The 17,688-nt window shown below is 70.0% G+C and carries 14 protein-coding genes; 7 read left to right on the forward strand and 7 right to left on the reverse strand.

Translation table 11 applies throughout. The features are described 5' to 3' along the window. Positions 1 to 67: 67 nt before the first annotated feature. Entirely contained in the window at positions 68 to 3,151 is a 3,084-nt protein-coding gene (locus OG975_RS46805; protein WP_406335902.1) for a polymorphic toxin type 5 domain-containing protein, read from the forward strand. A 291-nt stretch (positions 3,152 to 3,442) separates the two neighbouring features. On the opposite strand, the gene OG975_RS46810 is transcribed toward OG975_RS46805, so the two are convergent. Both OG975_RS46810 and OG975_RS46815 read right to left on the reverse strand, forming a co-directional pair. After that, positions 3,443 to 4,270, reverse strand: a complete 828-nt coding sequence (locus OG975_RS46810) for a hypothetical protein (RefSeq protein WP_406335904.1) — start codon at positions 4,268 to 4,270, stop codon at positions 3,443 to 3,445. 226 nt (positions 4,271 to 4,496) lie between these two features. Beyond that, a complete protein-coding gene (locus OG975_RS46815) occupies positions 4,497 to 4,754 on the reverse strand; it encodes a hypothetical protein (RefSeq protein WP_406335905.1) in 258 nt (85 codons plus the stop codon). Between the two features lie 477 nt (positions 4,755 to 5,231). Between OG975_RS46815 and OG975_RS46820 the strand changes: the two genes are divergently transcribed. Then, the gene (locus OG975_RS46820; RefSeq protein ID WP_406335906.1) at positions 5,232 to 5,711 is read left to right on the forward strand and encodes a VOC family protein; all 480 of its coding nucleotides are present in this window, start codon (positions 5,232 to 5,234) and stop codon (positions 5,709 to 5,711) included. A 20-nt stretch (positions 5,712 to 5,731) separates the two neighbouring features. Beyond that, positions 5,732 to 5,920, forward strand: a complete 189-nt coding sequence (locus tag OG975_RS46825; protein ID WP_406335907.1) for a bleomycin resistance protein — start codon at positions 5,732 to 5,734, stop codon at positions 5,918 to 5,920. A gap of 275 nt (positions 5,921 to 6,195) precedes the next feature. Here OG975_RS46825 and OG975_RS46830 read toward each other — a convergent pair whose 3' ends face one another. Then, positions 6,196 to 6,738 (reverse strand): hypothetical protein, encoded by a 543-nt coding sequence (locus OG975_RS46830; protein WP_406335909.1) that lies wholly within the window; start codon positions 6,736 to 6,738, stop codon positions 6,196 to 6,198. A gap of 133 nt (positions 6,739 to 6,871) precedes the next feature. Here OG975_RS46830 and OG975_RS46835 point away from each other — a divergent pair, with 133 nt between their 5' ends. Next, positions 6,872 to 7,429, forward strand: coding sequence for a hypothetical protein (locus OG975_RS46835; protein WP_406335910.1), 558 nt, complete (start codon positions 6,872 to 6,874; stop codon positions 7,427 to 7,429). Positions 7,430 to 8,057: 628 nt separating this feature from the next. After that, entirely contained in the window at positions 8,058 to 8,813 is a 756-nt protein-coding gene (locus OG975_RS46840; protein ID WP_406335912.1) for an SCO4225 family membrane protein, read from the forward strand. A 369-nt stretch (positions 8,814 to 9,182) separates the two neighbouring features. On the opposite strand, the gene OG975_RS46845 is transcribed toward OG975_RS46840, so the two are convergent. The 4 genes from OG975_RS46845 to OG975_RS46860 all read right to left on the reverse strand — a co-directional run bounded on the left by OG975_RS46845 (position 9,183) and on the right by OG975_RS46860 (position 15,036). After that, complete coding sequence (locus OG975_RS46845; RefSeq protein ID WP_406335914.1) at positions 9,183 to 9,755, reverse strand: GNAT family N-acetyltransferase; 573 nt, start codon at positions 9,753 to 9,755, stop codon at positions 9,183 to 9,185. A gap of 209 nt (positions 9,756 to 9,964) precedes the next feature. After that, positions 9,965 to 10,225 (reverse strand): hypothetical protein, encoded by a 261-nt coding sequence (locus tag OG975_RS46850; protein ID WP_406335915.1) that lies wholly within the window; start codon positions 10,223 to 10,225, stop codon positions 9,965 to 9,967. Positions 10,226 to 11,362: 1,137 nt separating this feature from the next. After that, the gene (yicI, locus tag OG975_RS46855; protein WP_406335917.1) at positions 11,363 to 13,645 is read right to left on the reverse strand and encodes an alpha-xylosidase; all 2,283 of its coding nucleotides are present in this window, start codon (positions 13,643 to 13,645) and stop codon (positions 11,363 to 11,365) included. Beyond that, on the reverse strand, positions 13,642 to 15,036 hold the full coding sequence (locus OG975_RS46860) for a GH1 family beta-glucosidase (RefSeq protein ID WP_406335918.1): 1,395 nt from the start codon (positions 15,034 to 15,036) through the stop codon (positions 13,642 to 13,644). The genes yicI and OG975_RS46860 overlap by 4 nt, the downstream gene beginning before the upstream one ends. A gap of 145 nt (positions 15,037 to 15,181) precedes the next feature. On the opposite strand from OG975_RS46860, the gene OG975_RS46865 reads away from it, so the two are divergent. Further along, entirely contained in the window at positions 15,182 to 15,325 is a 144-nt protein-coding gene (locus tag OG975_RS46865; protein ID WP_406335920.1) for a hypothetical protein, read from the forward strand. 153 nt (positions 15,326 to 15,478) lie between these two features. Then, positions 15,479 to 17,620 carry a beta-galactosidase gene (locus OG975_RS46870; protein ID WP_406335921.1) on the forward strand — a complete coding sequence of 714 codons (2,142 nt, stop codon included), beginning with the start codon at positions 15,479 to 15,481 and terminating at the stop codon, positions 17,618 to 17,620. Positions 17,621 to 17,688: the final 68 nt, after the last annotated feature.

Here is a 17,688-nt window from a genome sequence, read left to right on the forward strand (position 1 = left end):
GACGAGCCGGCCCGAGCGGATCGACCGGGCGGTCACACGACCCGGGACGTCCCCGTCGCACGATGCGATGACCGAACGGAGCCCGACCGAACTCCTCGGCAATCGCCGGATCGGCCAGCTGTTGCACGGCGCCGACGCACCCGGCCTGGCCGGCAGCGACATCGGGAACGCCACCGGAACGCCGCTGCCCGTGGAACTCGCCGCGCGACTCGCGGCCGTAGTCCGGGCGGATCCGAGCCGGGTCCGCCCGCACCGGGGTGAACAGACAGCGCAAGCCCCGGATACGCCCCTCGGCGACCGGCTGCCGCAGGCGGCTGGCGCGGGAGGGGTGGCGTTCTCGTACAGCGTCCGTATCAGCTCCCTGCTCGACTCCGACGGACTGCTGATCGAATTCATCAAGCAGTACCGAGGAGTCGCCACGGACCAGGAGGCGGGGCGCATCCGGGACCAGGAGCAGTGGAAGTGGACCGGCACCGCGCCGACCGTCACCGACGCGCACGTGCGGCACGGCTACATCCTGATCCCGGTCACCGACCGGTCGGTCACGCCGGCCACGGAGGACGAACGCCGGCAGTGCTGCGAGTTCCTCACGGGGCTGTCATCGGCCGAGCAGGAGGCGTTCGACGCCGAGACCGACCGCCGGTTCTGGGAGCGCACCCAGTACCGGGTCGGGCAGCGGCTCGGCGGTTCGCCCGACGATCGAGCCATGGCGCCGTACTGGATGGTGCTGCGCGACGACCTGATCCGGCAGCGGCAGGCGATCGCCGCGCTGTCGCCGGATGTGCGCGCCGTGCTCGGCGAGGAGAACCTCCAGGCGGTACGTCACGACGACTACCCGACCCTGCTGCGTGTCGCGGACAAGCTCGCCCAGCTGTCCCCGGCGGAGCTGGCGGAGTACCGCGGCCGGGTCACCGCGAGCACGACCCACTGGGGGGAACTGGAGGCATCGGTCGACCGGTTCATCGCCGAGCGGCAGGAACGCCAGGCCGCCACCCAGGAACGGGAACAGATCGTCACCCAGCTGTACGGGCTGCGCGAGCTCTACCAGCGCTACCGCCTGTACATGTCGATGGTGACCAACAACACCGCGATTCTCGCCCCTTCGGGCGGCGCCGGCGCCATGAGCGGGCTGGGCATGGGCACGGGACTGGGCAACCAGCCCACGATCAACCGCATGCGGTCGGAGCTGGAGGCCGACCTGGCGCCCTACGGCGGCATCGCCGGCTTCAAGGCCCTGGTCCGCCGGTACGAGCAGGCGTACGAGCAGGAGACCCTGGCCATCGCGCGGGTCATGCTGGACCAGTACGAACACACGCTCTACGAGCAGGCGCAGCGCTACCAGACCACCACCGCCGACACGCAACTGCACCGGGCGGTCGCGGTGACCGGGGCACGGCAGCACTACGAGGAAGCCGAGCGCGAGGCACGCACCAGCATGGCGTACGGCGGCTCCGTGCCCGAGAGCCCCACCATGGACGACCTCGCGCTCGAGCACGCGTCGCGTTCGGCGACGGCACACCAGCAAGGCGAGACAGCGGTCCGCAGCATCGCGGGCACCCACCCCCTGGTCGCCAACGCCGACTTCGACCGGGAACGGCTCGCGCGGGCGGAGCCGGGCGAGGCCGGGCCGATGATGCGCGAGTACATCGCCGCGCGCCGCCGCGACATCGCCGAGACCCGGCGCAACCTCGCCGACCGGCCCACCCTGATCTACCAGCTCGACGCGCTGATGACGGCGTCGTACCAGTCCCAGCGCATCGCCCCGGACTCGGTCTACGACCTGATCATCCGCGACCACGCCCGGGACGTGGCCATCCGCGAGGCCATCCCCGACATCGTGCTGGCGGTCGTCGCGATCGCGGCCGGACTGCTGTCCGGCGGCACCGGCACGGTCGCGGTCGCGGCGGCCGGTACCGCGCTGGGCATCGGCGCGTACCAGGCGGTGGAGGAGTTCCGCCGCTACGAGACGCGCTCGGAGGCGCACGGCGCCCAACTGCTGTCCGACGACCCGACCTTCGCGTGGGTCGTCGTGGCACTGATCGGCGTCGGCCTGGACGCCGCGGCGGTGGCGTCGCTGCTGCGCGGCGGCGGCGCGATGCGCCCGGCCGTCGAGGCGTTCAACCAGACCGGCGATGTGGCAGCGTTCCGCCGACAACTGCTCGCCAACCCCGCGCTGGAGGAGAGCATCCGTACCGCCGCCACCCGGGCCGCCGAGGCGGAGGCGGAGGCGCGGGCCGCCTGGCGGAGCATCCTCCGGCCGACGCAGGACGTGCTGTACGCGGTGCCGATCCCTGGCACAGTGGAGTTCGGCAAGCTCGTCTACGCGGTGTATCTCAGCATCCGCCGGGGCATCCGCGAGTTCGAACTGTTCCTGCACACTAGGCAGGCGGCCGAACTGGGCCTCGACGCGGCACGGTTCGCCGCGCCGGAGATGGCCCAGGACCTGGCGACACTGAAGAACTCCTACCTGCGCGCCATCGCCGACATGGACACCGTCCGAGCGCACGCCCAGACGCTGGGGCTCGGCGAGCGGGAGACCAACGCGTTCCTGCGGATGTGGGGCGAGCGCCCGACGCCGATGACTGCCGAACAGGTGGCCCAGGAGATGGACGCCTGGAACACTATGCGGCAGCAGGGCTTGCCGTCCACAATGTCCTCCGCCGAGGAAACCGCTCCGGTGACGCTGAAGGCCAGCGTCCTGCCGCACTACTCCTCGAAGCCGGCGTTCATGGAGGCCATGCGCAGACGACTGCTGGCCCAACGGGCCTCGGGAAAGCCGTCACTGCTCGACTTCCTGCTCGACGCGGACGGTCAGTGGCAGAAGGGTTCGTTCGTCGCCCGCTCCGGCCGGCCGATGCGCGGCCGCTACGCGCTGTCCGATCCCAACCGGCAGATCGTCCAGGCGGGGCACATGCAGTCGGACTGGTACGCCAAGGTCATGTCGAGGCGGGAGTACCTGATGCTTGAGGACGCGGACCTGAACTGGATGACCGGGTCCGCCGAGGCGGCCGGGTCGGTGACGAGCAAGCCCGCGGTGCTCATCGAGAACTATCCGGTGGACATCCCCACGGCCCGGCTGTGGGAGGCCCACGGCAAACTGCCGGCGGGCACGGTGTCGGCCGCACCCGTCGTCGAGCCTCCTGCCTTCTGAAGTGGCCCAGTCCGTGAGTCGGGAAAGGGCAATCGACCCACCGTCCCGACTCCTCGCTACCGCAAATGTCGGAAGCAGATCGGTCACGGTCATGGGACGCCGGCGTGCCCGCCCCTGATGAGTGCGGTCGGCGCCTCCCGCTCGGACAGCACCCCTGCGTCGGCGACCGCGATGCCCAAGCGGGCACGGAGGGAGGTCACTTCCTCGCCCGCGTCGTCCGGGGAGCCGGGAGGAACCGCCGGTGGGCCCCGTGGACACCACAGGGTCCAGGGGCCACCGAGGTGCGCGGGATCAGCTGATGCAGACCAGCCCGAGCAGGCAGAGCCCTGACGGCGAGGAGGAGTCGGACGGTGAGGTGGTCGCCGACGAGGTGTCCGTGCTTGAGGTGCCGGTGCCATCGGTGGCCGAGGGCGTGGGCGAGGCCGTCGTCTCCGTAACGGTCTCCGCGGCATCGGACACCGTGGAGGCGGCCTGCGACTCGGCAGAGGACGCCGCCGTCGCCAGGGGAGTCGTGCCGCCGGCCCGCTGGATCGCCTGGGTCGTCGGCGTGGCCTGGGGCGCTGCGGAGGACTGCTCGCGCGGTGCGTTCGCCGTGGAGGAGCGCGTGGCGGACGACGTGCGCTGGGACCGACGCGTGTCGGTCGGCGTCGATGGGGCCGGAGTGGGCTCTGTGGCCTGCTCCTCCGCGATCCCCATGGCCTCCCTGTCAGGCGCGGATGCAGCCTGCGTCCGATCCGTGGACTGCCGCTCCATCGAGGAGACGGTCAGGCCGCCGCCGACCAGGGCGACCGCGGTGGCCACCAGGGCTCTGCGCTGAGTCTTCCTCCAGCGCTCCCGCTGGCGACGCCGTGCCGCCCGGCCCATCGGCGTCGGGGAGGGGGAGTCAGGGCCGTCGTACGGGTACTCCTGCGGTGCCTCGCCGAATTCCTCGGCGCCGGGCTCCGCGTCGTGCCACAGGTGGGACGGGGCCTGCCACGCCGCTGCGCCCGGCGCGGGCGTTCCGTCGGCGAGGGGAGCGATGTCCGGGGCGTAGGCGCCGCAACCGGGGCACACCAGGGCGCCGTTGAGATGCCGGCGGCACGTGGAGCAGTAGTCCATCTGCGATCTTCCTGTGTTCACTTTCGCACGGGGGAGCGAGTCGCGAGCAAAGGTAGCGAGGCTTTCGAATGGGTGTGTGCAGCCTGTGTGACACTCCTGCGCAGATGTGTCCCGGGCGTGGCCGCTGGCCGACGCATCCGCGCGCCATATCCGTCGGTTGCACGACTTTGGCCCGCTTCTCGGTCGGACCGGTGCTGTTCAACAGATGTGCGGCCACGGTGGGCGGCGGGACCGGAAAACTGTGCCGTCAGCGGGGTTCGGGAAAGCCGGGCAGGCGCAGTGGGACGGGGGCGGGCTCGGCGTCGGTTGCGGCGGAGAGGCGGAGAAGCCGGAAGTGTTCTCCGTAGGCGGGCCGAACGATCAGCCGCTTGCCGTCGGCCTGTCCGGCGTTGAGGGCTTTGAGGATCTGGTCGCTGTTCTCGGCGACGACGCGAGGTTGGAAGAGCACCACTGGGCCGAGGTCGAGGCGGCGCTCGTCGACGGCGAGGGCGAACTCCTGGCACACGCCGCGGACGGGACGTGGCCCGCCGGCCAGGAGGGCTCGCAGGGAGGGGGAGTCCTGGCCGTTCAGGGTGCAGCTGATGCGGGGCAGGAACCGGGAGACCGCGCAGTGTCGTCCGGGGACTTCGTGCCCGCGCTGGAGTAGTTACTCGGCTCGGCGGCGGCGGTGCAGCCACGGGACGCACCCCGGGGTTCTTCCCGGGTGCATCGTGTACTCCATCGGCCTAACGTGGAGATGTAGGTGGCACGGGGTTGACACTGCAGCAAGCTGCCCAAGGACGGGCACTTCGCCGCCTGGGAGCAGCCGGAACTCCTCGTGGAAGAGTTGCGCACGGCCTTCCGCTCCCTCCGGTAGACCGTGCCCGACCGACGACACATGCCCTCACGCGGCGGGGCGTCAATACCGAGCCGCTCGGCCGCCCAGAGCTGCGCGGTCACGTCGTCCTCATGGATTTCTGGGCATCGGGCGCAGGAGAACGATATGAGCACTCAAGAGCAGGGCGGCGCACAGAGCGGCGTCAAAGAGCCGACCGTGGATATGAAGATCGAGGTCCACATTATCCCCGTCGCTGACGTCGACCGTGCCCTGCGTTTCTACCAGAGCCTGGGATGGCGGCTCGATGCGGACTTCGAGGCCGGCCCAGAATTCCGGATCGTTCAGTTGACGCCGCCTGGGTCGGAGTGCTCGATCATCTTCGGCCGCGGGGTCAGCTCCGCGGCGCCTGGATCCGCAGAGGGCTACCTCGTGGTCTTCGACCTCGACAAAGCCCGCGCCGACCTCGCCAGCCGCGGTGCTGAGGTAAGCAAGATCTTCCACAAGGTCTACGACACCGGCGCTGAAGTACGGGTCGACGGCCGCGATCCAGACGGCCGCAGTTACTCCTCCTACGCCTCGTTCAGCGACCCGGACGGAAACGGGTGGGTACTGCAAGAGGTGCAGGAGCGACTACCTGGACGGTGACGACTCAGGAGGCTTTTGCCGTGGACGTAGCCGAGTTGACAGAACTTCTGCACGAGACGGAGGAGCACCATGGCCCGTACGAGGCATCCGCCCCCGAGCACCACTGGTGGGACTGGTATGCCGCGTATATGGTCGCCCGCGAGAACGGCCGGACACCCGATGAGGCGTCCGACGACGCCGCGCGCCACATGGAAGCACTATTGCAATAGGGTGCGGCTCTCCTGCAGGGACGTTCCTGATCAGGCCGTGAGGCCGTAGTTGTGCTGTTCGGGGGTGGAGTAGAGGCGTTCATGCTTGCGGGCGAGGTGAAACGCCCGGTAGATGTTGAAGTCGCTGTTGTGGTTCAAAGCCAGGAGTTTGAGGACGCCCTTGGCGCCCTTGAGGCCTCAGCGACTGCCGGTGCCCACCGGCGCCCACCTGTTGTGGCGGGTGTCCGCGAACCGGGTCCTGGCCATGCAGGACCGACTGCCTGATGGTTCCTGGCTCAGCCGTCTGCATGCAGGCACCGACGGCCCGTCGGCACCCAGGCGCCCCGGGCGGCGAACAGCCCTGGCTCCAACTCCGCGATCCAGTCCCGTTCCACCAGCCGTTTCAGCTTCGAACGGAACCCCTCCACCGTGCTCTTGTCGGTCGGCAGCCCGAGCGCGGCGCACAGATGGTGCGCCCGCCTCGGATGCACCGCGTCACCAAGGACCTCCACGGTGTCCCGGTAAGAGGACGGCAACATCCCCGCGTCCAACTCCGTCGACCAGGTCGGCACCAGCCGCACCCCCACCGGCGACCCCGCCCCGGCCAACGGCCCGTCCGCCGGCTCCGCCGCACCGCCATCATCGGTCCCGGGACCGGTCACCGGCCTGTCTGCGGACAGGATCTCGCTCATGGTCTCCCGCGTGATCTTCAACCGGGACGCCACTCCTTCAGGCTCGACCAGAAGGGCCGTCAACTCCTCGATCTGCCCGCGCAGTTCAGCGATCCGATCCCGTTCAGCAGCCTCCCGCCGCTCCAGTTCCTCCAGCCACGACACCATCGCAGCCTCCCAGCCCCGAACCCTGGACACGACGATCCGGCAAACGATCCGCGGCAGCAACAACCCACCAGGACGATCTCACTCAGGGAGAGCTACGCCCTTCTGAATTCAGGGCACCGATAGGCTGATCAACATGGAGACCGAGACGGCCGGAGGGCCGGTTGGAGTGGTGTGTCCGGGTTGCGGCGGCGCCGAGGTGCGGACGGTTGAGCAGGCGCGCGGCGGTAAGGGCGCGATGCGTGAAGACTTGTACGGCCGGTTGGCACCCGGACCGGACAAGACCGGCGACGGATGTATGCATTTCGCGGAGGGCATGGTCCTGACCGGTATCGGTATCGCCCTCACGTACACGGGCGTCCACCAGGACAAGCCGCTGTACACGATCGGCGGTGTGCTGCTCGCTCTGGTCTGCTTCGCTGGGACCTTCGCGGTCGTGCGCGGTGACGGGCGCGAGAAGACCGCCGCCGAGGCCGGGGCTTCGGGTGCGGAGCGCCTGTGGCGGCCGGCGCGCTACTGCTCCGGCTGCGCCTCGGTGTTCTGCCCGGGGGGCACCCCGTGGCAGGGAGTCCTTACCCCGGAGCAGTTCAAGAAGTTGGTGTGGACCGAGGCCGGCTACGCCGACCAGCTCCTGGCGGGGGACAAGGCGAGGGATGCGGAGATACCGGCGGACGTGCTGCCAGAACGGTTGTAGGACCCCGGTTGGCCAGGGAGGCCTTCACGGGGTTCTTGCAGTGATCACCCGGAGCCGCCATGGAACGTTACTGAAGCAGGATCATCTTGCGGAGTGGTGTCGGCGTACTGGCTCATCTGCAGAGCGAAGTACTGGCTCATCTTGTCAGGCCACATTCGGGTGTACGCCGACAGGCCGGGCCACATCCTGGTTCTCACCCCCGCTTCGATCAACTCGGCGGCGGCGAACCGCACATGCTCACGGCGGGGCCCCGTTCCTCAGTAGTACGCCCACGGCCATCGGGATACCTCACACCTCCGGCATAGTGCCCCCGTCAACCGTCACCAGGCCGAGAACCCCACCATCAGTGACCTCTAGCTGTAGCGCTCAGTCCGCCAACTCAAGAGCTCACCCGCCAAGTGAAGGTTCTGACCGCGCCTCAGCGGGGTCTCGTGTCAGGTACGTAGTGCGAGCGGGCCGATGTCCGTCGCCATCAAGGCATCGCGGTCACAACCAAGTAGCACGCTCAGTTGCGCGAACAGCGTGGTAAGTCCTGTCGCCCTGCCGATGAGTACCCGTACTCATGCCTGAGCGTGCTCCCCGGTCCATCGTGGAGAGCACAACCCGGACCGACTTGAAGGAATCCGCGATGCCGAGTGCCTCCCACCCGCGCCGCCTCCCGCGCCTACGCCGGCTCCTTGCGCTCGCCACGGACAACTGGCTGGCCCGGGGATATCTGGCTGTCCTCGCCGCCTCCGTCGCGGTCATGTTCCTCTTCCCGGAGAGCGGCTTCGCCTCGAGCCCTCTGATGCTCACGGCGCCCCTGTCCTTCCTGGGTGTGGTCCTCCCCTTCGGTCCCGGCACCGAGGGTGGTGGGGCAGTCGAGGTGCTGGCCATCGGCTTCTGGGCTGTATGGCTTCTCCTGTGCGCCTTCGTGAACGCCGCCGTGCTCGGCGCCCTCGTCGCGAGGTCCGCGACCGCCGCATCGCCCGGCGCGCGTGAGCCCCGCTCGCGTGTCTCGGACCCCTCTGAACAGGAGGGAACCGCCATGGCGCGTCCTGCGAGCCCCCGCCGCCAAAGGACTCGGGCTCTGCTGGCGCCCGCGGTGGACAACTGGCTCGCGCGTGGGTATCTCGCCGTGGTCGCGGCGTCGCTGGGGTTCTTCCTGTGCGCCGTGTACGTGTTGCCGGACCCGGGGTTCGCCGGGATCTGGCCCCTGATGGCCACGGCGCCGCTCAGCATCCTCGCCCTCCTGGTGCCGACACCCGCGCAGGACTCCTCGCTCACCTGGCTGACCCCGTTGATCTTCTCCGCCGGTACAGTCCTGTGCGGGCTGTTCAACGCTGTGCTGCTCGGCCGGCTCGCACACAGGCTGCGGGCGCCGGAACCACGCCCGACCACCTGACCACCTGAGGAAGCCGCCGATCAGCCGACCGGATCCAGGACGTGACGGCTGGGCACCCCCTTGCCGTCCGTAGCCCCTGGACCTGATCAGACGCAGACCGTGCCGCTGGGCCTCCGGACGACAGTCGTGCCGGCCATCCACCAACCGGCACCAGGTGGGTGGAGACCTCGTACTCGGATCAACGAGCGGCGAGTGCGCCCGCGCACGCCGATGAGAATGTTGCCGCTCCAGGCGGACCCTACGAGCTACTGGATGCTCCAGCGGTGCGGATGGCCGGGATCGGTGGGGCAAGCGAAGACGTTGAGCTCGCCGGAGCGGCCCACGGTGCTCGGTGGGGGTTGCGGACCGAAAGGCGGGCAGGTCTCGGTCCTAGCGGCCGGCCGTCGGCGTGGCCGTCGGGTGCCACTCGCGGCGGAGGAGGCCGAAAACCCAGGAGTCGGAGACATCCCCGTTGACGACGCAGTCCTCTCGGAGGGTGCCTTCGCGGACGAAGCCGAGCTTCTCCAGGATCCGGGCGGACGCCACGTTGCGGGTGTCGGTCTCGGCCTGGACGCGGTTCAGGTCCAGGGTGTCGAACGCCCACCGCACGACGGCGTGCGCGGTCTCCGTGGCGTAGCCGTGGCCCCACGCGGCGGCGTCGAAGACGTAGCCCAGCGACGCGCTGCGGAAGTCCGGGTTCCAGTTGGTCAGGCCGCACCAGCCGATGAACGCGCCGTCGGAGACGCGGTCGACGGCCACCCGCGCTCCCGTGCCTTCCTCCTCGATCGTCCGGCAGGTCGCGATGAAGCGCTGGGCGCGGGCCGGTTCGGTCCACGGCGGGGAGTCCCAGTAACGCAGCACGTGGGCGCTGCTGTGCAGCGCGTAGAGCGGCGCCGCGTCGGCGTCGGTGAACGGCCGCAGTCGCAGGCGGGCGGTGTGCAGCTCGGGGGCGGGCAATGTCATGCGGAGCATCCTGCCGCGTCACGCTCGCCCCCGACCATCCGTTTATCCGGACGGACGGGGGCGCGTACGTCCCCGGTGACGCCGGACGCGCCGCATGGGCGGTGAGTCCGCAGTACCGTGCCGGTATGGCGAGCAAACGGCGGCCGTACTGGCGCACCCTCGGGACGCCGACCTTCTTTGTCGGGGACCAGTTGGACGCTGCTGTGCGCCTAGATGCGGGCTTCGCTGAAGCGGCGCTCCCAAGCGGCGGGCGTATCGCTGCCCGCCGCCGGATCCTCCGGTCTGTGAAGGACGACCTTTTCCAGAGCCACGAAGCCGTCGTTCAACTTGTTGGCCAGCGCCTCCTTCTGGTCCTCGCTTCGGATGCGGCGGCTGTCTTTCAGCGACGCGCGGTTCAGGTACACGCCGCCCAGGCCGACGGCGGCACCAATCCAGGCGACGCCGAGGGCGGTGATGTAGGAGAGGTTCATGACGGCCAGTCTGGCCATACGAACGGGTCCAGCGACACCGGCTCAACACCACGACGCCGTGGGCCGTAGTAGCGAAGGGCTGCGGCGTGCGGTTGAACGACGATTGGATCCGAACGCTCGGCCTTGCTGACAGCACGAGACTCCGGGCCTCAATGGGTCCGGGGTTCGGCGAGGCGGGGAGTGGTCAGAGGATGTCCCAATCCTCGTCCAGCCATGAGCTTCATAAATTTTCGTGGCGCTGCTCACCATAAGTGCGCCCGATGTGACAAAGGTGCAGGTCAGGGAGGGCTTTGAGTTGCAGGCGATGGAGCGAGGTCTGGCAGCCGCCCTGTTCGCAGTCGCCGAACGATGGGTTTGGCGTGGCGGCTTCTGACGGACCGGTTTTCATTTGCCTGCGCCCGCATCCCGAGCGCCAGTGCTGAACAGGTCACAGCAGGACTGGACATGTCCACGGAGCGTCCGTGTTGGGACGACAGTCGGAGAAGCCACTTTTCGCGTATGGCAGCTCTGTGTCAGATCATCCCCTTCAATTCCGCAGCGGCCCGAATCCGGGACCCATGGGCGGAAATGTGGGGCACACTCTGCGAGCTCTTCCGAGGCGCGCACGCTGTGACCGCAGGCGGTAGGTGTCGGGGCTGCCAGCAGATTCTTAATCTGCTGGCGGTACAGCCCTGGCATAGCCCTGACCGGCGCGAATGCGTCGGCTATCGGGCCTGCGCAAACGGCGAGGCGACGGTCGGCTGCTCGATGGCCTCGTCCAGCCGCGCGCGGCGGGCATCGGTGCTGAGCAGGGTGTCGAAGGCCTCGTCGAAAGCCGACTGCACGCCGTGCCGGTCTGGACGTTTCCTCGCCAGGCCGTCGTACTGCTGGCCGCCCTGCGCCCGTTCATGGGCTCGCTGGGCACGGCACCGGTGAGTGCCATTACGGAGCCGTCCGAGCAGCGGTGCGCAGGCGGGCGACGGCGTCGGCGAGCATGCGGCGGCAGAACGCGAGGTGCGCGGGGCCGAAGCCGCGGGGCCCGCACTCGACGACAAGCAGCAGGTCTAGGCAGAGCTGGTAGAGGCCAGCATCGACGGCGTCGGCGAGGAACCGCGCCGAGGGCGGGGCCCCGCAGGGACCCCGCCCTGACTGTCGGGTTCAGGCCGGGTACGGCAGACCGGCCTCCGAGGTGCCGGCGGGCCAGGTGTACACGGTTGCGTTCGGGCCGCCGATCCGCAGCTGCCACGGGTGCGGGCTGTCGGTGGTCACGTGCAGGCGACCGCCCCGGCGGCGCAGGTGGAAGTGGGCCGTCTCACCGGGGCCGTCGGTGCGGGGGATCACCACGGTGTGCTCGGCGCCGTCGGCGAAGGCGTGCACCCGCAATTCGACGCCGTCCGCCCATGCGGAGACCGGGTGCTGATCGTCGGCGGCCATCGGGATGACCGAGTCCGGGCGGGCCAGCAGCGGCAGGGTGTGGAAGCCGTGCTGCTCACGGGCCCAGCGCGGACCGGTGACCTGAGCACCCGTCAGCACATTCGTCCATGTGCCTTCCGGCACGTAGTACTCGACTGTGCCGTCGTCGGTGAAGACCGGGGCGACGAGCAGGTCGTCACCGAGCATGTACTGCCGGTCGAGGGTGGCGGCGGTCGGGTCGTCGGGGAACTCCAGCACCATGGCGCGCATCACCGGGACACCGGTGGTGCGCGCCTGCTGCGCGGCGCGCTGGAGGTACGGGGCGAGGCGGTGCTTGAGCAGGGTGAACTCGCGCGTGACGTCGACGGCCTCCTCGCCGTAGTCCCACGGCACGCGGTACGACTTGCTGCCGTGCAGGCGGCTGTGCGAGGAGAGCAGCCCGAACTGCACCCAGCGCTTGAACACGGCCGGGGTCGGGGTGCCCTCGAAGCCGCCGATGTCATGGCTCCAGAAACCGAAGCCGGACAGGCCGAGGGAGAGTCCGCCGCGCAGTGACTCGGCCATGGCGCCGAAGTGGGACTCGCAGTCGCCGCCCCAGTGCACCGGGTACTGCTGACCGCCCGCCGTGGCCGAGCGGGCGAACAGCAGCGCCTCGCCCTCGCCACGCTCTTCCCGCAGCAGCTCGAAGACCGCCTGGTTGAACAGGTGGGTGTAGTAGTTGTGCATCCGCTCGGGGTCGGAGCCGTCGTGCCAGACGACGTCGGTGGGGATGCGCTCGCCGAAGTCGGTCTTGAAGCAGTCCACGCCCTGGCCGAGCAGCGTCTTCAGTTTGCCGGTGTACCAGTCGCGCGCGGCCGGGTTGGTGAAGTCCACCAGGGCCATGCCTGCCTGCCACAGGTCCCACTGCCATACGCTGCCGTCGGGGCGGCGTACGAGATGACCCTCGCGCATGCCCTCCTCGAACAGCGGGGACTTCTGCGCGATGTACGGGTTGATCCAGGCGGAGATCCTGAGGCCCCGCTCCTTGAGCCGCGCCAGCATGCCTTCGGGGTCGGGGAAGGTCTCGGAGTCCCAGTCGAAGTCGCACCACTGGTAGCCGCGCATCCAGAAGCAGTCGAAGTGGAAGACGCTCAGCGGGATGCCGCGCTCGGCCATGCCGTCGACGAAGCGGTTGACGGTGGCCTCGTCGTAGTCGGTGGTGAAGGAGGTGGTCAGCCACAGGCCGAGCGCCCAGGCCGGAGGCAGAGCGGGACGGCCGGTGAGCGCGGTGTAGCGCGCCAGGATCTCCTTCGGGGTCGGGCCGTACACGACGAAGAACTCCAGTGACTGGTCCTCGACGCTGAACTGGACCTGCCCGACCGACTCGGAGCCGACCTCGTAACTGACCTTGCCGGGGTGGTTGACGAAGACGCCGTAGCCGCGGTTGGTCAGGTGGAAGGGGATGTTCTTGTAGGCCTGTTCGCTGCTGGTGCCGCCGTCGGCCTGCCAGATGTCCACGGTCTGCCCGTTCTTGACGAACGGGGTGAACCGCTCACCCAGTCCGTACACCGACTCTCCTACGCCCAGGGAGAGTTGCCCGAGCATGAAGTGCCGGCCGGTGGCGTCGGTGACGAAGCCGGTGCCGCGCTCCTCCACGGAGGTCAGCTTCCGCCCGCCGGCGGTGAACTCCAGGTGCCACGGCTGGGAGGTGTCCACCCGCAGCGACAGCTCACCCGCACTGAGCTCGACCACCGCGCCGTCCCGGCGAACCTTTCCCGCGTCCGGTTGCGCGCCGGGCAGCGCGAACTCCGGCGCCCGGCGTACCGAACCTGCGTGGTGGGTGGCACGTACCCCGATCACGCCCTCGGCGGGCGACCAGCACTCGACCGTCAGCAGCGCGCTGTTGAGGATGCCGGCGCGGCGGTCGACGTGCTTCACCGGCGCGTAGAGGGTCATCCGGTGCTCGTCGGCCCGGACGTCCGCGACCTCGGTGGCGTAGCGCGCGGTGACGCCCGGACGCATCAGCCAGTAGCCGTCGGTGAACTTCATGGGGTGGTTTCCTCCGTCCGCGCGCGATGCGCGGTGATCAGGCCCCGGTACCAGTGGTAGCTGTCCTTGGGCGTTCGGGTCAGCGTGTCGTAGTCGACGTGGACGAGGCCGAAGCGCTGGTCATAGCCGCGCGCCCACTCGAAGTTGTCCAGCAGCGACCAGGCGTAGTAGCCACGCACGTCCACCCCGGCGGCGACAGCGGCGGCGACGGCGGCGAGGTGGTCTCTGAGGTAGTCGATCCGCTCGGTGTCGTGGACCCGGCCGTCGGGACCGACGGTGTCGGTCTCGGCTGAGCCGTTCTCGGTGATCCAGACCGGCGGAAGGTGCGGGTAGCGAGCGCGGAGTCCGCAGAGCAGCTCGGTGAGCGCCTCCGGGACGACGGGCCAGCCCATGGTGGTGTGCCGGGTCCCGTACGGGTCCAGCTCGGTGACACCGATGTCCACGGCGGTGCGCACTTCGGGGTCGGCCTCGCGGTGAGGGGCGGCGGCGACCGTCACGGGGCGGTAGAAGTTGACGCCGAGGAAGTCCAGCGGGCCGCCGATCAGTTCCAGGTCGCCGGGCAACCGCCAGGCACCGGCGGCGAGGCCGCCCCAGGTCTCGTCCTCGTGCTCCGGGTAGCGTCCGGCGAGGAGCGGCTCGGCCCAGACCTCGTTGTGGAGGACCTCGGCCCGGCGCAGGGCGGCCCGGTCCTCGGGGAGGTCGGAGGCGGCGTGGATGCGGTCGAGGTTGAGGGTGACTCCGATCTCGCGGGCACCCGCGGCGCGCAGCGCACGTACCGCGAGGCCGTGGCTTACCAGCAAGTGGTGGGCGGCGGCCAGCGCGCCGCGGCCCTCTTCGGCGCCGGGTGCATGCCGCCCCTCGGCGTAGCCGACGAAGGCGGAGCAGTACGGCTCGTTGAGGGTGATCCAGCGCTCCACCCGGTCCCCGTAGCGCTCGGCCGCGAGGGCCGCGTACTGCGCGAACGCCTCGGCGGTCTCTCTGACGCGCCAGCCACCGCGGTCCTCCAGGGCCTGGGGCAGGTCCCAGTGGTAGAGCGTGACGGCGGGGGTGACACCGGCGGCCAGCAGATCGTCGATCAGCCGGTCGTAGAAGTCCAGGCCCTTGACGTTGACCGGCCCGGTGCCCTGGGGCAGCAGCCGGGGCCAGGCGATCGAGAACCGGTAGCCGTCGACGCCGAGCCCGCGCAGCAGGCCGATGTCCTCGCGGTAGCGGTGGTAGTGGTCGCAGGCGGTGTCACCCGTGGCGCCGCCGAGGGTGTGGCCAGGGGTGTGGCTGAAGGTGTCCCAGATGGACGGGCCGCGGCCGTCCTCATCGTGGGCGCCCTCGATCTGGTAGGCGGCGGTCGCGGCTCCGAAGCGGAACCCGGCGGGCAGTTCGGGGAATGGGCGCACGGCGGGACCGGATGTGTCGGACAGGGTGTTCAGAGCTCCAGCGCCGGGCCGCGCCGGTGCGGCCAGGCAAGTCGGGCGGGCGGGTTGGTGACCCATGAGGAACCCATGGGAGGGACACCTCAACGAGCAGGAGGGACATCAGTAGGTGAAGCGCTTCGACGCTGTCACCACCCAAGATGTGATGTCAATGCCCAGCGAGGAAGAGGGTTCCATTGTCTATTGCCCCTTGCTTCGCCAGAAATTCCTCATTAACTTGCGTGATCAGGTGAAGCGCTTCGACGATCGATGAGGGGGCGGCGCCGCCCTCACCCATCACGTGACCAAGTCCGGTACGTCCGTGACCGGTTCGACCTCCGGACACCCACCACCTCCCGTCCCGGCCGCCGGGATCCACGACCGGATTCCGGCGGCCGGGACCCTTCCGTCTCCTTGAGGGCTTCGCATGACTGATCTGCCCGCGCGCGTCCTGTTCGGCGCCGCCTACTACCACGAGTACCAGCCGTACGAGCGGCTCAAGACCGACCTCGATCTCATGGCGGAGGCGAAGTTCACCGTCATCCGCGTCGGCGAGTCGGTCTGGTCCACGTGGGAACCGGAGAACGGCCGGTTCGAGCTCGACTGGCTGCAACCCGTCCTGGACGGAGCCCACGAGCGCGGCATCTCCGTCGTCCTCGGCACTCCCACCTACGCGGTGCCGCCGTGGCTGGCCCGGCAGTACCCGGAGATCGCCGCCGAGGACGCCACCGGGCGCCGCGCCGCGTGGGGCGCCCGGCAGGAGGTCGACTTCACGCACCCGGCTTTCCGTTTCCACGCGGAGCGGGTGATCCGCGCGATCGCGGCCCGTTACGCCGACCATCCCGCGGTCATCGGTTTCCAGGTCGACAACGAGCCGGGCCCGCGACTGCCGCACAACCACGGAGTCTTCCAGCGCTTCGTGGACGACCTGCGGCAGCGCTACGGCGACGTGGAGACCCTCAACCGGGAGTGGGGGCTGGTGTACTGGTCGCACCGGCTGTCCACCTGGGCCGACCTGTGGAAGCCGGATGGCAACGCGCAGCCGCAGTACGACCTGGCCTGGCGGGCGTTCCAGGCCCGGCAGACCACCGAGTTCATCGCCTGGCAGGCGGGCATAGTGCGCGAGTACGCGCGGCCCGGCCAGTTCGTCACCACGTGCCTCGCCTACGGGTCTCCCGGCCTGGAGGACGACGAGCTCACCGACAGCCTGGACATCACCGCGGGCAATCCGTACTACGACATGCAGGACAGCCTCACGATGCCCGAGCCGCCGCGCGAGAAGCTGCCGCAGCAGTGGATGGCGTACGGGGCGTGGGCGCTGCACCAGAGCGCCGACCGGATCTACTCCTCGCGCCAGGAGCCGTTCCTGATCACGGAGACCAACGCCCAGGCCATCGGCGGCACTTCGGACAACCGGCCCGCCTTCGACGGGCAGTGGCGGCAGGCCGCGTGGGCGCTGGTCGCGCGCGGGGCCCGCATGATCGAGTACTGGCACTGGCACACGCTGCACTTCGGCGCCGAGACGTACTGGGGCGGGATCCTCCCGCACAGCGGACGACCGGGCCGCGCCTATGGTGAACTCGCCCGTCTGGGGGCGGAGTTCGAGCGGGCCGGGGACCTGGTCGCCGGGATCACGCCGGACGCGGACATCGCGATGGTGTACTCGGCGCCGAGCAGATGGCTGATGCAGAAGTATCCGCCGCTCGCGGGCCCCGACGGCGGTCCGGACGGGGGTGCGTACGAGGGCATCTTCGAGCCGTTCTACCGGGGCGCGTTCGAGGCGGGGCGCCAGGTACGGATCCTGCACGCCCGTCAGTTGCACGACCCGCGCGGCGAACGCCCGGGGCTGACACCGGAGTCGGCGGCCGAGCTGCACCCCGTGCTCATCGCTCCCGCGCTGTACGTGGCGGACGACGGGATGCTCGACTGGCTCGGCGCCTACGCGGAGGCGGGCGGCCATCTCGTCCTCGGTCCCCGCACCGGCTACGGCGACCATGAGGCGCGGGCACGCCACGAGGTGACACCGGCGCGACTGGTCCGGGCCGCGGGCGTCCGGTACGACGAGTTCAGCAACCTGCACGCCGACCTGCCGCTGCGCACCGCGCCGGACAGCCCGCTCCAGCTGCCTGCCGACGCGGTGGCCACCCGTTGGGTGGAGGGTCTGGCCGTCGAGGACGCCGACGTCCTGGCCGAGTACGACCACCCGCACTTCGGGCGCTGGCCCGCCGTCACCACCCGCCGCCACGGCGCGGGCCGCGTCACCTGTGTGGGCACCGTGCCCGGCCGTGATCTGGCCCGCGCGCTTGCCACGTGGCTCGCGCCCTCCCCGGGCAGCGGCTGGCAGGGCCTGCCGGACTCGGTCACCGTCGCCACGGGTACCGCCCCCGACGGCCGGCGCGTCCATGTCGTCCACAACTGGAGCTGGCAGCCGGCCACCGCCCAGGCCCCGGTGGACCTGACCGACGCCCTGGACGGCAGCGTGGTCCCGGCCGGTACGCCCGTGCGGCTCGGTGCCTGGGACGTCCGCGTCCTCGCCGCCGCACCGGGGTCTGTCGCGGCGGTCGAGTAGAACGCGGGCCAGAAGAGGCCGAGTCCGGCACCGAAGCCTTCCGGTGCCGGACTCCCGTGCACATGGAC

The sequence above is a fragment of the Streptomyces sp. NBC_00203 genome, assembly GCF_045206325.1.
Lineage (GTDB): Bacteria > Actinomycetota > Actinomycetes > Streptomycetales > Streptomycetaceae > Streptomyces > Streptomyces lutosisoli.